The sequence below is a fragment of the Rhizobium sp. BK591 genome, from assembly GCF_014195045.1.
Classification (GTDB): Bacteria; Pseudomonadota; Alphaproteobacteria; order Rhizobiales; family Rhizobiaceae; genus Rhizobium; species Rhizobium anhuiense.
This window is the reverse complement of record NZ_JACIAZ010000006.1, coordinates 290,357-303,551: the sequence shown is the minus strand read 5'-3', so window position 1 is coordinate 303,551 and position 13,195 is coordinate 290,357. Positions and strand designations below refer to the sequence as shown.

Annotated in this window: 16 protein-coding genes; 7 read left to right on the top strand and 9 right to left on the bottom strand. The window is 60.7% G+C overall.

The window, feature by feature from the left end; all coding sequences use genetic code 11:
• Positions 1-46: 46 nt before the first annotated feature.
• The gene (locus tag FHX10_RS26050; protein WP_168333905.1) at positions 47-1,621 is read left to right on the top strand and encodes a carboxylesterase/lipase family protein; all 1,575 of its coding nucleotides are present in this window, start codon (positions 47-49) and stop codon (positions 1,619-1,621) included.
• A gap of 88 nt (positions 1,622-1,709) precedes the next feature.
• On the opposite strand, the gene FHX10_RS26045 is transcribed toward FHX10_RS26050, so the two are convergent.
• Positions 1,710-2,591 (bottom strand): LysR substrate-binding domain-containing protein, encoded by an 882-nt coding sequence (locus tag FHX10_RS26045; RefSeq protein ID WP_168333906.1) that lies wholly within the window; start codon positions 2,589-2,591, stop codon positions 1,710-1,712.
• A 117-nt stretch (positions 2,592-2,708) separates the two neighbouring features.
• On the opposite strand from FHX10_RS26045, the gene FHX10_RS26040 reads away from it, so the two are divergent.
• Complete coding sequence (locus tag FHX10_RS26040) at positions 2,709-3,413, top strand: SDR family oxidoreductase (RefSeq protein ID WP_063476699.1); 705 nt, start codon at positions 2,709-2,711, stop codon at positions 3,411-3,413.
• A gap of 93 nt (positions 3,414-3,506) precedes the next feature.
• Positions 3,507-4,076, top strand: coding sequence for a pyridoxamine 5'-phosphate oxidase family protein (locus FHX10_RS26035; protein ID WP_168333907.1), 570 nt, complete (start codon positions 3,507-3,509; stop codon positions 4,074-4,076).
• A 33-nt stretch (positions 4,077-4,109) separates the two neighbouring features.
• Here the strand turns inward: FHX10_RS26035 and FHX10_RS26030 are convergent, their stop codons facing one another.
• The 3 genes from FHX10_RS26030 to FHX10_RS26020 all read right to left on the bottom strand — a co-directional run bounded on the left by FHX10_RS26030 (position 4,110) and on the right by FHX10_RS26020 (position 6,081).
• Positions 4,110-4,640, bottom strand: coding sequence for a dihydrofolate reductase family protein (locus FHX10_RS26030; RefSeq protein ID WP_063476557.1), 531 nt, complete (start codon positions 4,638-4,640; stop codon positions 4,110-4,112).
• 402 nt (positions 4,641-5,042) lie between these two features.
• Positions 5,043-5,420 carry a hypothetical protein gene (locus FHX10_RS26025; protein ID WP_097623269.1) on the bottom strand — a complete coding sequence of 126 codons (378 nt, stop codon included), beginning with the start codon at positions 5,418-5,420 and terminating at the stop codon, positions 5,043-5,045.
• 280 nt (positions 5,421-5,700) lie between these two features.
• Positions 5,701-6,081, bottom strand: coding sequence for a hypothetical protein (locus tag FHX10_RS26020; RefSeq protein WP_047614095.1), 381 nt, complete (start codon positions 6,079-6,081; stop codon positions 5,701-5,703).
• Positions 6,082-6,380: 299 nt separating this feature from the next.
• Between FHX10_RS26020 and aac(6') the strand changes: the two genes are divergently transcribed.
• Complete coding sequence (gene aac(6'), locus FHX10_RS26015; protein ID WP_097623303.1) at positions 6,381-6,833, top strand: aminoglycoside 6'-N-acetyltransferase; 453 nt, start codon at positions 6,381-6,383, stop codon at positions 6,831-6,833.
• Between the two features lie 241 nt (positions 6,834-7,074).
• On the opposite strand, the gene FHX10_RS26010 is transcribed toward aac(6'), so the two are convergent.
• Positions 7,075-7,473 (bottom strand): VOC family protein, encoded by a 399-nt coding sequence (locus FHX10_RS26010; RefSeq protein WP_168333908.1) that lies wholly within the window; start codon positions 7,471-7,473, stop codon positions 7,075-7,077.
• Between the two features lie 89 nt (positions 7,474-7,562).
• Between FHX10_RS26010 and FHX10_RS26005 the strand changes: the two genes are divergently transcribed.
• Entirely contained in the window at positions 7,563-8,273 is a 711-nt protein-coding gene (locus FHX10_RS26005) for a helix-turn-helix transcriptional regulator (RefSeq protein WP_168333909.1), read from the top strand.
• A gap of 362 nt (positions 8,274-8,635) precedes the next feature.
• Positions 8,636-10,426, top strand: a complete 1,791-nt coding sequence (locus tag FHX10_RS26000; protein WP_168333910.1) for an ABC transporter ATP-binding protein — start codon at positions 8,636-8,638, stop codon at positions 10,424-10,426.
• Between the two features lie 86 nt (positions 10,427-10,512).
• Here FHX10_RS26000 and FHX10_RS25995 read toward each other — a convergent pair whose 3' ends face one another.
• The gene (locus tag FHX10_RS25995; RefSeq protein ID WP_168333911.1) at positions 10,513-11,259 is read right to left on the bottom strand and encodes a glucose 1-dehydrogenase; all 747 of its coding nucleotides are present in this window, start codon (positions 11,257-11,259) and stop codon (positions 10,513-10,515) included.
• 107 nt (positions 11,260-11,366) lie between these two features.
• Here FHX10_RS25995 and FHX10_RS25990 point away from each other — a divergent pair, with 107 nt between their 5' ends.
• Positions 11,367-11,723, top strand: a complete 357-nt coding sequence (locus FHX10_RS25990) for an ArsR/SmtB family transcription factor (RefSeq protein ID WP_047614087.1) — start codon at positions 11,367-11,369, stop codon at positions 11,721-11,723.
• 17 nt (positions 11,724-11,740) lie between these two features.
• Here the strand turns inward: FHX10_RS25990 and FHX10_RS25985 are convergent, their stop codons facing one another.
• From FHX10_RS25985 to FHX10_RS25975, 3 genes are all read right to left on the bottom strand, one after another.
• Positions 11,741-11,944, bottom strand: coding sequence for a cold-shock protein (locus FHX10_RS25985; protein WP_047614086.1), 204 nt, complete (start codon positions 11,942-11,944; stop codon positions 11,741-11,743).
• Positions 11,945-12,096: 152 nt separating this feature from the next.
• The gene (locus tag FHX10_RS25980) at positions 12,097-12,570 is read right to left on the bottom strand and encodes a nucleoside deaminase (RefSeq protein WP_047614464.1); all 474 of its coding nucleotides are present in this window, start codon (positions 12,568-12,570) and stop codon (positions 12,097-12,099) included.
• Positions 12,571-12,701: 131 nt separating this feature from the next.
• Positions 12,702-13,151: a VOC family protein gene (locus tag FHX10_RS25975; protein WP_047614085.1), complete on the bottom strand. Its 450-nt coding sequence runs from the start codon at positions 13,149-13,151 to the stop codon at positions 12,702-12,704.
• Positions 13,152-13,195: the final 44 nt, after the last annotated feature.

Below are 13,195 nucleotides of genomic sequence, written 5' to 3'. Positions count from 1 at the left end.
GCTCTATCGGAGTATTTTACCCTGAACCTGGCGGTTGGAGGGTGCAGTGTTTGTGAAACGCAGTCACAAGTTTCTGCTCTTTTTCGCGGTCGCATCCTGTCAGATGACTTTCGCGCCACGCTTGGGTGCGGCGGACGACACCGTTACAATCGACAGCGGAACGCTGAAGGGTGAGAGGTCGGGCTCAGTCGTCAGCTTCAAAGGCATTCCTTATGCGGCGCCACCGGTCGGTGATCTGAGATGGCGAAATCCCCGACCGATGAAGCCCTGGAGCGGGACCAGGGATGCCCGCGATTTCGGTCCGTCCTGCATGCAGACCGACGACCTGCCGAAGTCGGAGGATTGTTTGACGCTCAATGTCTGGACACCCGCCAAGCGCTCCAAAACACCGCTCCCGGTGATGGTCTGGATTTACGGCGGCGCTCTTGTTCATGGAAACACCCCTCAATATCCCGGTAGTCAGCTGGCCGCCCGCAGAGTCGTGTTCGTCAGCATGAACTACCGCATGGGGCGGCTCGGCTATTTTGCCCATCCGGCGCTGATAAAGGAATCCCCCGACGAGCCCGTCGGCAACTATGGCTACATGGATCAGCTTGCAGCCTTGAAATGGGTCCAGCAAAATATCGAAGCCTTCGGCGGCGATCCGAAGAAAGTGACGATCTTCGGCGAGTCGGCCGGTGGCGGCTCGGTGATGGCGCACATGATATCGCCGTTATCACGGGGGCTTTTCCGCGGCGCCATTCTCCAGTCACCGGGTCTCCCGACCGCGCGTGCGCAGAGCACTCCCTTGTCACCGTTGAAAGAAGCAGAGAAAACCGCCTTGGACTATGCGGCTTCTCTTGGCATCAATGGTCGCGATGCCGACGCTCTCAAGGCCCTTCGGGCGCTGCCTGCGGAAAAACTGACCGAAGGCGCATCGGCACCAGAGGTGATGGCGGGAATGTCGACAGGCAAGCCGGTCATCGGCATCTCCGGCTCGATTCTTGACGGACGGTTTTTGCTCGAAACGCCGGAAGCGGCTTTTGCGGCAGGCCGTCAAGCGCCGGTTCCGGTCATCGTCGGGGCAAATAGTCGTGATCTCGGTATCGGTGAGGCCGCGACGAAAGACGATCTCTTCGCCCTGCTCGGCAACCATGCGGCCGAAGCCCGGACGCTCTATGATCCCACAGGCCAAGAGGCCCTCGATGAGTTGACGCAGCAGGTTCTGGCCGACAAAACGCTTGTCGAACCGTCTCGCCATCTCGCTGACGAGATGATCCGCGCGGGTCAACTGACGTGGTGGTATCGTTTCTCCTATGTCGCCGAGGCTCTCCGCAACGATCCGACATGGAAAGGCACTCTGCACGGCTTCGAAATTCCCTATACGCTCAACATCCCAAACGCCCTGGTGAAAGACAAGGTTACACCTGCCGACTGGGCCATGGCCACATTGGCGAGTGCCTACTGGGTTCAATTTGCAACGAGCGGTGACCCCAATGGCGGCTCATGGCCAAGATGGCCTCACCACGACCCATCCGTCGGCAGGGTCTTCGACTTCACCAATCGCGGCGCGACGTTCGGAGCCGATACGCTGAAACCCAGGCTCGACCTCTGGCAAAGATACTGGGAGGAAAAGAAATGACGGGGTTGGTGCCTGTCGCCTGGTGTGTTGCCTTCCCCATGCGGCCGCTTCCCGAACATGTGGCGACTGACGGAAGATGAGCAGACAGTCAGCCCTGCACCTGCGACCATAGCCAATCCTGAAGCTTGTCCACCGCTTCCGACTTCCGGTAGCGCGGCTTCACCAGATAGAAGCCCGCCCGCGCTCTGAGCACGCCATTGAAGACCTGCCGCAGCCTGCCTGCCTCGATATCGGTCGAGACGAAAGCCCGGGTCGCCATGGCGATGCCTTGTCCGGCGATCGCGGCTTCGATCGCGTGCGATGTCTGCGAGAAGCTGATGCCGCGAAACAGCGTGGGATCGCCGCCGCCGAGGAAGCGGTCGATATATTCCGGCCAGAAATTGTGCACGTCGTGCAGCAGGGTGTGGCGCGTGAGTTCACCGGCATTGCGCGGCTCGCGGCCTGCCGGGACGAGGCCCGGATTGCAGACCGCAATGATGTCCTGCTCGAACAGCAGCTCGGCGGCAAGGCCGGGACCGAAGGGCGGCGTGCCGTAGCGGACAGCGAGATCGACGCCATCCGTCTGGAAGCTGGAGATTCGATCGGTGGCGAGGATGTGCAGGTCGTGGCCGGGATGTTTGGCGGTAAAGTCCGGCAGGCGCGGTATCAGCCATTTCGAGGCGAAGGTCGGCGTCGTGCTGACGGTCAGTTTCACCGGCTGCGGCTTCAGGTTGGCGGTGGCATTGGCAAGCAGTTCGAAGGCGCGCCTGACGTCGGCGACATAGCTGCGCCCCTCGCCCGTCAGCGCCAAGGATTTCGGCAGGCGCTCGAACAAGGTCACCCCGAGTTCCGCCTCCAGCCCGCGCACATGCTGGGCGACCGCGCCCTGCGTCACGCCGAGTTCTTCGGCGGCGAGCCGGAAGTTCAGATGCCGCGCCGCCACATCGAAGGCCCTGAGAGCGTTGAGGGATGGGAGATTGCCGATGGACATTCGATAGTTTTTCTACAGGGATATTTCAGGAAAACTGGTTCGCTCTCATTGAAGGCGCATGGTATTCGAAGGATCAAGGCCCGGCAATGGGCGTAAAATCGAGCAGGGATGGCGACGATGGCAGTAGAAAAGGTAGCGATCATTACGGCTGGCGGCAGCGGCATGGGTGCGGAGGCGGCAAGGCGGCTGGCGGCCGACGGCTTCAAGGTCGCCATCCTCTCCTCGTCCGGCAAGGGCGAGGCGCTGGCCAACGAACTTGGCGGCATCGGCGTGACCGGCTCGAACCAGTCCAACGACGACCTGAAGCGGTTGGTCGACGCCTGCATGGAAAAGTGGGGCCGGATCGACGCCCTCGTCAACAGCGCCGGTCACGGGCCCCGTGCACCGATCACCGAGATCACCGACGAACAGTGGCATACCGGCCTCGACATCTATCTGATGAATGTCATCCGTTCGGTTCGCCTGGTCACGCCGATCATGCAGGCGCAGAAGTCGGGCGCGATCGTCAATATCTCCACCGCCTGGGTGGCCGAACCGTCGGCAATGTTCCCGACCTCGGCCGTCTTCCGCGCCGGGCTTGCCGCCTACACCAAGATTTACGCCGATACCTTTGCGGGCGACGGCATTCGTATCAACAACGTGTTGCCGGGCTGGATCGACAGCTTGCCGGCGACGGAGGAGCGCCGCGACAGCGTGCCGATGAAGCGCTACGGCACCAGCGCCGAAGTGGCCGCGACGATTTCCTTCCTCGTTTCCGAAGGGGCGGGTTATATCACCGGCCAGAGCCTCAAGATTGACGGCGGCCTGACCCGGTCTGTCTGATCGGGATCGCTTTCAACGCTGGGGGAGAACAGCGATGTGCTGCTGGATCGTCAAAGACGGCGAGACAAGGAATGCCAAGGTGGAGGCGGCACGGTGACCCTCGCCGAGGTCGATGCATCGGCCTGGGCCGAACTCGAAGGCGCGACTGCCGATCCGCAGTCGGCCTTCCGCTACCTGAACCTGTGTTCGGTCGATGCCGGCGGCCGGCCGCAGGCCCGCATGGTCGTGCTGCGGCGCGCGGATGCGGCGCGGCGCATCCTGGAAATCCATACCGATGTCAGAAGCCCGAAATGGCAGGAAATATCGGCCAACCCTTCGGTCGCCATCCTCGGCTTCGGCCCGCAGTTAAAAGTGCAGCTTCGCCTTCAGGGATCGGCCGAACTCTATGGACCGGCAAGCCAACGCGCGGCCGAGGCCTGGAGCCTGCTGCCGCCATCGACACGCAGCACCTATATGGGCGGGCCGCCGGGCGACGACATCGAGGAGTGGCCTGCGAGCGAGGGTACGGTCGCAGACGCCGACGGACGGGCCTTCTTCGGCGTGCTGATATTCCGGGCCGAGACGCTCGACTGGTTCCAGCTGCGCCATGCCGACAACCGGCGCGCGGTCTTTGCCTATGACAATCTCGGCGCCCTCACCTCCTCGCGCTGGGTCCACCCCTGACCCGATCGGATTTCCATCCGGCAAGCCGGGCGATCAGGCAGGGACGTAGGTCAAGCGGATCACATTCTCGTCGATCCGATCATGGGCCACAAGGCGAAGCGGCGGCCGCGGTGCGGCGAAATAGGGCGTACCGTGACCAAGCACGACGGGGTGCAGGTAGATCTGATACTCATCGATCAAGCCGAGTTCGGTCAGGCTTCGCGCCAGGTTCGGGCCGGCAACTTCGATCTCCCCGTCGCGCTCGGCCTTCAACTTGCGGATCGCGGTCTCGAGATCACCCGTAACAAGCGTGGCGTTGGGGCCGACAGGCGTCAGCGAGCGCGAGACCACCCATTTTGGCTGCTTCCGCCACGCTTGCGCGAAGGCTTGTTCGTCTGCACCCCATTCAGGCTGATCGTCGTCCCAGTAACGCATGATCTCATACATTCGGCGGCCATAGACACTGCCCGCCAGCCGCTCGGTCCCCTCGATGAAGTGGCGAAAGAGCGTCGGGCTTGGCCCAAATTCCGTATGATCGACGTAGCCGTCCAGCGACTGGTTCATTCCGAACACGAGCTTAGCCATGCCACTTCCTTTCCTTAAAGGGCACATCCGCGCGGGTGGTAAAATAGCTCGACTGATTTCAAATTGCAATTGGTTTTGCAATACGCATGAGCGGCCGCCTCGCTCTCAGGGCGGGTATGCCTAGGGTCGGGAGCGGCCGAAGCAGTGACCAGCGGTGACGTTGACGCAATGACGCGCATGCTGCTGAGCATTGGCCCGCTTGGTAAAATTGCTCGTGAGAACCCCGCGATCAAGTTGGCGGCTGAACCCAAATTGCGCGGAGCACTCGCGGGCCTTGGCCACCCGGCTGGCGCAACACCGGTCGCCTCGATATGGATCGTAACAGCGAGAGCCTAAAACCTTTCTGAGTCAGTCGGACTATGCCCGTGACTGCTTCGAGCCGTCGTCAATTTTGCGGGGCAGTTAAAACCACGCGCCCCCGGCGGGGTCGAAAGTCCAACACTTGCCGACCAGGCGACGTACCTCAGGCTGCACAAAACCGATGAGATTTGTGATCAAGCCAGGATCGGCTTTCATCTCCCATGACAGTTCGATACGCTGATTGCAGAGTGCAATTTCGCTGCTGTCCTTATGAGGGAAAAATTCCGCAATCTCTTGGGATTCAATCAGCACGTCGCTCTCGCTGGCCAATTGAACGTCCAGTTCAACCGGTGCACCGAATTTCAAGTGGTCCGGAGCGACCTGCCTAAGGGGTTCACGGTACTGGGCAAGCGCGGCTTGTAGCGCAGTCAAATCGTCAAAGCCGTCACGGAAAAGGATTAGCAAAGAGAGAAGTTGCATTCATGAACCTCGGTACAAAATTCGAAAATTCCAATAACGATAACGGTCTGTTTGCAGGCCGGTCAGCCGCCCTGCCGTCGAAGCCGCAAGTGAATCACGGTTTACAACGCGCCCTGAGGCGAATGGTATCGACCAACTGGCCCTCCGTTCGATGCCCATAGACACCAACCATCATAATCGATGCCACAATAGTGGTGTTATCATCGATGTGATCATGCTCCGCCTGACCTTTCGATGCTTTAGGGACGGCCCGCCACCAGGGTCTCTCACGCAGAGATTTCTACGCCCGATTTCTGGGCCGGTTCGCTCGCTCTGGAAAGAATGAGTTACAGAGGCGCAGCATAATCCGAATCCTGTTTGGCGTACTCTGCAATTCATTATCAATGCCATCCCGATGTTTTTGGACTCGCCTATCGGCGTCCTCCGGAGACTTTCCAATCTCAACAAGGTCATTCTTTCCTTTTTGGTACAGAAAGTCCGCCTCTAGGGTGTGAAGGGCTTCGGCGACCGTATCACCTGTTTTCCCGTAGGTTTCGGCCAGTTTCATATGGACGGCCGTACAATAGAAGAATTGATATTTGGGAAAACGACGCTTGTGTTCTTGCGCGGTCGAAACGGTTGGCAAGATAATCAGAAATACTGCAATCAACCGAAATTTCATGTCGACTCTCGACGGACACCGGACGCGATCGATATCACATGCTCAGCGCCCCGTGCCCGAACTTGTCGGTTGAACCTTAACTTTCGGTTGCGACTGATGACCGCTTCGGGGCCGATAGCGGCCCCGCGATCATCAATGACTGCGTAGCTGTGCTTTTATGCGAGAGCTTCGTCCCGGCCGGAATGCGCCAATGCCGGACATTGCCGGCATTTCAAAACCGTCTATTCTGCGACGTTGCAAAAGTCAGGAAAACAACTGTCGCTTTAATCGGGAATTTCGCGACAAAAGAGAACCTCACTATGGAATCGATTATCGCGATTGGGACCATAAAAGATGTTGAGCCGTGGGCGGAACTTCGCGTTGCGCTGTGGCCGCATCACTCGCTCGAATATCATCGCGCTGAGTTGGGCCGGGCGTTGCTTTCAGAAAGTGGAGACGCCGTCGCGTTCATCGCTCGAAATGCTGCGAATGAAGCTGTCGGGTTTGCTGAGGCCACTTTGCGACATGATTATGTGAATGGATGCAGCAGCTCGCCCGTTCTATTCCTCGAAGGGATTTATATCAGGCCCGTTGACAGGCGAAAGGGTATCGCACGGTTGCTTTGCGATGCCGTTGCCGATTGGGGTAAGTCGCTTGGGTGTGTTGAGTTTGGCTCTGACGCGCCGATAGAGAATTCAGCCAGCCATGCGCTCCATACCGCTTTAGGATTTGAGGAGACCCAACGCGTCGTGTTCTTCCGAAAGCCACTATAGGCCGGAGTTGCCCTTCCACGAGATGGTTCGCCGCACAAATCCTGACTTATGCGATACTCCGGTCTTTCCCGCGTTCAAGGATGCTCGCCGCAAAACTCTAAAAGTTGGAGTTTCGCGGCGGATTTTTGCGACGGCCCATGACCGGTTCGGGCCGGAAGCAGCCGACGCGCCGCGCTGGTTGCGGTCGTCTGCGGGCGGAACTTCCTCAAACAAAAGCTCCGGCCCCATCAGCGTCGGCCGATCAACGGCCGGCGAAACGGCGTCTCGCGGCGTCGGTGACGGGTGTATAGAGGGCGACGCGTGTGCCTTCGGGATCGGAAATCTGCATCGTCCGGTTGCCCCACGGCAAATCCTTGGGTGCGTGCACGACCGTGACCTGGTCCTTGAGCCGCGCGAATTCCGCATCGACGTCCGAGACCATGAACTCGAGAATGGCTGTCCTGTTGGCGCCGGGCTCCGCACTGCCCTCGCTGAACAAGGCCACGGTTTGCGCGCTGCCGATTGCGAGGCTCGCGCCGGGGGTGACGATCTCGGCGAAGACGGGTGCAAGCCAGTCGGCGCGGCAGCCGGTCACCAGCTCATAAAAGGCCATCATGCCTGTGATATCCGCGGCAATGAGGCGGGTGGATGCGAACTTCATGATCTTCTCCTTGGCTGTGCGGCCGTCTCTTTCCTTGCTTTTGTGCCATAGCCGTGCTGACAGCGTTGTGGCAGCAGGAGTCATCAGGCATGCGAAAAGCGGATCGGCTTTTTCAGATCATCCAGATTCTTCGACGGTCGAGCCGCCCGGTGACCTCGTCCGAGCTCGCGGGGGAACTCGAGGTCGCGCGGCGAACCGTCTACCGCGATATCGCACACCTGATGGCCCAGCGTGTTCCGATCGAGGGTGAAGCGGGGTTCGGCTACGTCCTCGATCGGCGATATGACATGCCGCCGCTGATGCTGACGCCCGATGAGATCGAGGCCGTCGTGCTCGGCGTTCAAATGGTGGCAAGGTTGAATGACGCGGCCATGCGGAATGCCGCCGGCGATGTGATGGCGAAGATCACATCGGTCATGCCGCAGGACCTTCTTCCCCATATTGCCCAACCCGCCGTCGGCATCAAACCGGATGATGTCGGCGGCGGCGATGCGACACGCGATACACGTCCGCTGAGGTTGGCGATCAGGGAGGGCCGCAAGCTCGAACTCGACTATCGCGCGGCGGATGGAACGATCACCCGCCGCATCGTCTGGCCTGTGCTTCTCGGCTATGACGACACGCACAGCCTGTTGATCGCGTGGTGCCAATCGAAACAAGCCTTCCGCCATTTCCGCACCGAACGGATTCTCAAAGTCGAGCTTCTCGATGAATCCATCGGCATGTCCCGGAGCAAGCTGAGGCAACAATGGCAGCAGTGGCGCGATGCCGAAATGCGGAAATCCCGTGGGGCGCAGTGATCGTTGCGCGTATCTATGACCTTTTCCCAGTCCCCCAATTGTGTCGTTTGCGCATCACTTTCCGTAAGGTTGTAAAAACCCGCTTGGCAACGGCAATCTCATTCGCTACAAAATGGTCACCGTTTCAGATCGAACACAAGGGAGGCGTTGCATGACACTAGCAATCATCGAAGTCTTCCCGTGCGGAATGTCCCGACAGTAGGTCATTTCCATTCGCGGCCCGCCTTAAGCGCGCGCCATGCGGTTTCACTTCCCTCACAGCCCAATTTGATCTGACGGGATCAGTTTGTCTCCCGTTTGGGCTGTGCCATCCAACTCTCTATTTTGAGGACCGGCCGCCGAAACGGGGCCGAGCGATTAAAATGACTCGCAAGAAGCTCGATTTCCGCGCCGATGCTTATCGCCATGTGCTCGGCTTTGTTTTTCATCATTGGCGCCATCGGCCTGTCCTGGTGGGCGCGATCATCGTGCTGGTGATTGCAAGCACGCTGGCCGAAGTCATGGTGCCGGTTTTCTCCGGCCGGATCGTCGATGCCATTGCCGGCGGCAATGCGGCGGATGGTGCGCTCAGCGCCTTCGTCATCGTCGTGGCGCTCGGCCTGACCAGCGTGGCGCTGCGCTGGTTCATCTTCAACGGCATCATCCGGCTGACGCTGCGCACCATGGCGGATGTCGTCAATGACGGCTTCCACAAGGTGCAGCGGTTCTCCACCGACTGGCACGCCAACAGCTTTGCCGGTTCGACGGTGCGCAAGATCACCCGCGGCATGTGGGCGCTCGACGCGCTCAACGACCTGCTGCTGGTCGCCCTGCTGCCGTCCATCGTCATGCTGGTCGGCGCCAGCATCGTGCTCGGCAGCTATTGGCCGGTGATGGGCCTGATCGTCGCTTTCGGGTCCCTCGTCTATATCGGCGTGACCGTGGCGCTTTCCATGGGTTTCGTGTCGCCGGCGGCAAGGCTTGCCAATGCCTGGGACACCAAGCTCGGCGGTGCGCTGGCCGATGCCATCAGCTGCAATGCGGTGGTCAAGGCCTTCGGCGCCGAGAGCCGCGAAGAGCGGCGGCTGAGCCATGTGCTCGCCAGATGGGACAGCCGCACGCGGCGGACATGGAAGCGCGGCACATTGAGCGGCACGATCCAGGGCTTCATGATGGTTTCCATGCAGGCCGGCATTTTGGGAACGGGCCTGGTGATGTGGCAAAAGGGGCTGGCGACACCAGGCGACATCACCTTCGTGCTGGCGATGTTCTTCGTTCTGCAAGGCTATCTGCGCAATGTCGGCCAGGACATCCGCAACCTGCAGCGTGCCGTCAACGATATGGAAGAGCTGGTGCTGCTCGACAAGATGCCGCTCGGCATCGAGGACAGGCCGAACGCCACGCCGATCAGGATTGGCGAGGGCGAGATCGTCTTCGATCGCGTCACCTTCCAGTATGGCGCGCATCCCACTCCGCTTTATGAGGACTTTTCGGTCACCATCAAGCCGGGTGAGCGCGTGGGTCTGGTGGGGCATTCGGGCTCGGGCAAGACGACCTTCGTCAAGCTCATCCAGCGCCTCTTCGACGTGAAGTCGGGTTCGATCCGCATCGACGGGCAGGATATATCAGGGGTCAGGCAATCCAGCTTGCGCGGCCAGATCGCCATCGTGCAGCAGGAGCCCATCCTGTTCCACCGCACGCTGGCGGAAAACATCGCCTATTCCAGGCCGAACGCCTCGCGGCGCGAGATCGAGCAGGCGGCGAAACAGGCGAGCGCCCACGACTTCATCATGGACCTGCCCAAGGGCTATGAGACGATGGTGGGGGAACGCGGCGTCAAACTGTCGGGCGGCGAGCGGCAGCGTGTCGCCATTGCCCGGGCCTTCCTGGCCGATGCACCGGTGCTGATCCTGGACGAGGCGACCTCGAGCCTCGACAGCGAGAGCGAAGTGCAGATCCAGCAGGCGATGGAACGGCTGATGCACGGCCGCACCACGCTTGTCATCGCCCATCGGCTGTCGACGGTCAGGGCGCTGGACCGGCTGCTGGTCTTCGACAAGGGCAAGATTGTCGAAGAGGGCGACCATCAGGCGCTGATCCGGCTCAAGGACGGCATCTATCGCCGGCTGTTCGAACGGCAGGCGCTGGAACTGACCAAGGGCCTGGTGGCCTGAACCGAAACGCCAGGGCGATGCTCTGGCGTTTCCTTTCTGCGTTGGCGTCGGCGTGCGCCATCACTGCGCACGCGGGCACTGGACGATCAGCGAAAACCGCCGCTGGCGGCCAAGCGCTCGCCGGTCAGCCAGCGGGCATCGTCGGAAGCGAGGAAGACCGCGACGCCGGCGATATCGTCCGGCTGGCCGGTGCGGCCGAGCGGCGTCTGGGCCACCAAGGTCTGCTCGAAATCCGAGCCGATGACGCCGGCGGTGTGCGTACCTTCGGTCTCCACGATCCCGGGCAAGATGGCGTTGACCCGGATCTTGCGCGGGCCGAGCTCCTTGGCAAGCACGCTGTTGATGCCCTCCACGGCGCCCTTCGTGCCCGTGTAGACCGAAGAGGCCGGCGGCGCCAGGCTGGTGACCACCGACGAGATGTTGATGATGCTGCCGCCCTCGCCGAGATGCTTGGCCGCTGCCTGGGTTGTCAGCAGAACGCCCAGAACATTCACGTCGAAGATGCGCCGATACTGCTCCTCGGTCACCTCTTCGATCGGCGCGAATTCATAGACGCCGGAGTTGTTGACCAGCACGTCGAGCTTGCCGAACTGCTTGACCGCAGCATCGACCAGCCCCTGTGCCTGTTCGGCTTTCGAAACATCGCCCTGGACCGCGATGGCCTTGCCGCCGGCCGCGTGGATCGCCTCAACCACGGCGTCCGCGCCGGCCTTGCTCGAAGCGTAATTCACCACCACCTGTGCACCCTCTGCCGCAAAAGCCTTGGCAATCGCAGCGCCGATCCCTTTGGAGGCGCCGGTGACCACGGCAACCTTTCCCGTGAGCTTAGCCATATCGAATTCCTTTTGACTCGGACGGCCGTCGGGAGTGGCGACCTTGTTCCGTAGTTCAGAAATTCGGAACTATTGATCTTGATGTCAAGTGCGGCTATATAAAATTTATGCGACCGCTCTTTCACCCAGCATTAGAGGACATCCGGCCCGAAGCGATTCTCTATGCGCTTGCCGATCCGGAGCGCGCCGCAATTTTCGCGCAGCTTGCCGGTGCTGCCTGCGGCAGGACGTGTTCTGCCCTCGCGGAGTTCGGGGAGCGCGTCATCCCGAAGTCGTCGCTGTCGAATCATTTCAAGGTATTGCGGGAGTCGGGGCTGATCGTCAGCGAGCGCCAGGGTGTGGAGATGCTCAATCAAACCCGCTGCGCGGAGCTCGACGAACGCTTCCCGGGCCTGATCAAGGCCATTCTGACCGCTTACGGCCAGTTTCCCGGGCAGTTGAAGGGGCGAACGCCCCCTCAATAGTCGGCATTGCCGCCCGGTCAGAGGACCGAGACGTTCTCAGCCTTGGACTTGCCGGTCTTGCGGTCCTGTCCGACCTCGAAGCTGACCTTATCGCCTTCGCGGAGCGAACCGCCGCGTTGCAGGGCAGAGACGTGAACAAACACATCCTGTCCGCCGCCCTCAGGCGTGATGAAGCCGAAGCCCTTGTCGTCGTTGAAGAATTTAACCGTACCCGTTGGCATAAGAGCCTCCTGTTTCGTTCGTCCGGATTGCGAAGCGGACGCTACAGCGCCAGCGCTCGACTATCAATGGCGAGCATGCAGATCACTGCTATCTGGGCTTCAATTGTGCCCATGATTGTTATCGAGAGAGAGCGTCAAAGGACGCAGGCGCTCTAAGTCTTGCCCAGATGCTTCGGCCAGAATTGCTGATGGACGTCGGCGGCTTCGTCTTCGAGGTTCGTCGGGCCAACCACGGTGACGGTGCGCGCGCCGGTTTGCAGCACCGCCCGGCTCGGCACGTTCAAGCCGATCCCGGCGATCTCGCCAAGCCGCGTTTCCGAGCAGGCAAACACCATGCGCCCGATGCCCGACCAGTAAATCGCCCCGGAGCACATCGCGCAGGGCTCGGTGCTGGTGTAGAGCGTGCAGTCAGCGAGAAACGCCGTGTCGTAGTGCTGTGCGGCCAGTTTAACCAGGTTCATCTCGGCATGGTTCGTCATATCGTGGCCGGTGAAGACGCTGTTTTCGGCGCGCAGGATGACTTCGCCGTCCTTCACCAGCACCGAGCCAAATGGTTCGTTGCCACGTTCCATCGCGGATTTCGAGAGCGCGATCGCCTCGCGTAAAAACGGCTCGTGGTTTTCCATCATGGTCCCCCCGCTAGAGCGGGATGAGTTTGTCTTGAATCGGTGGGATTTCCAAGGGCTGCAAATCAGATTCGAGTCGGCGATCGGTATCGCCACCAGCGTCATTTTTTCTCATCTCGTCGCGGCGGCGCTCACGCCGACATGTCCTCGTTCCAGCGGCGTTGCATCTCCTCCGGTGTGACCTGCTCGATGGTTTGCGACAACATCCAGCGATGACCGAAGGGATCAAGCACCTGGGCCACCCGCTCGCCAAAACTCTGGTCGGTCGCCGGGCGCAACATCGTCGCCCCGGCCGACAGCGCCTGCGCCAGTGCGGCGTCGGTCGACGCCGTGTCCATGTGGAAGGTTACCGGCGAGCCTCCGACGGTATCGGGAGAAAGGGCGCCGAAGTCCGGATATTCGTCCGCCAACATCATCAGCGTCTCTCCGAAACGCAGCTCGGCATGGCCGATCCGCCCGTCCGAAGGATCGGTCATGCGGAAGACTTCCGTGGCGCCGAACGCCTCCTTGTAGAAGTCGATGGCGCGTGCCGCATCCTTGACGATGAAGTAGGCGCTCACTTTTCGGGCAAAACTCGGCATGGATGATCCTCCTTGACTGGTTTCTTTAATAACGTTACGTATCG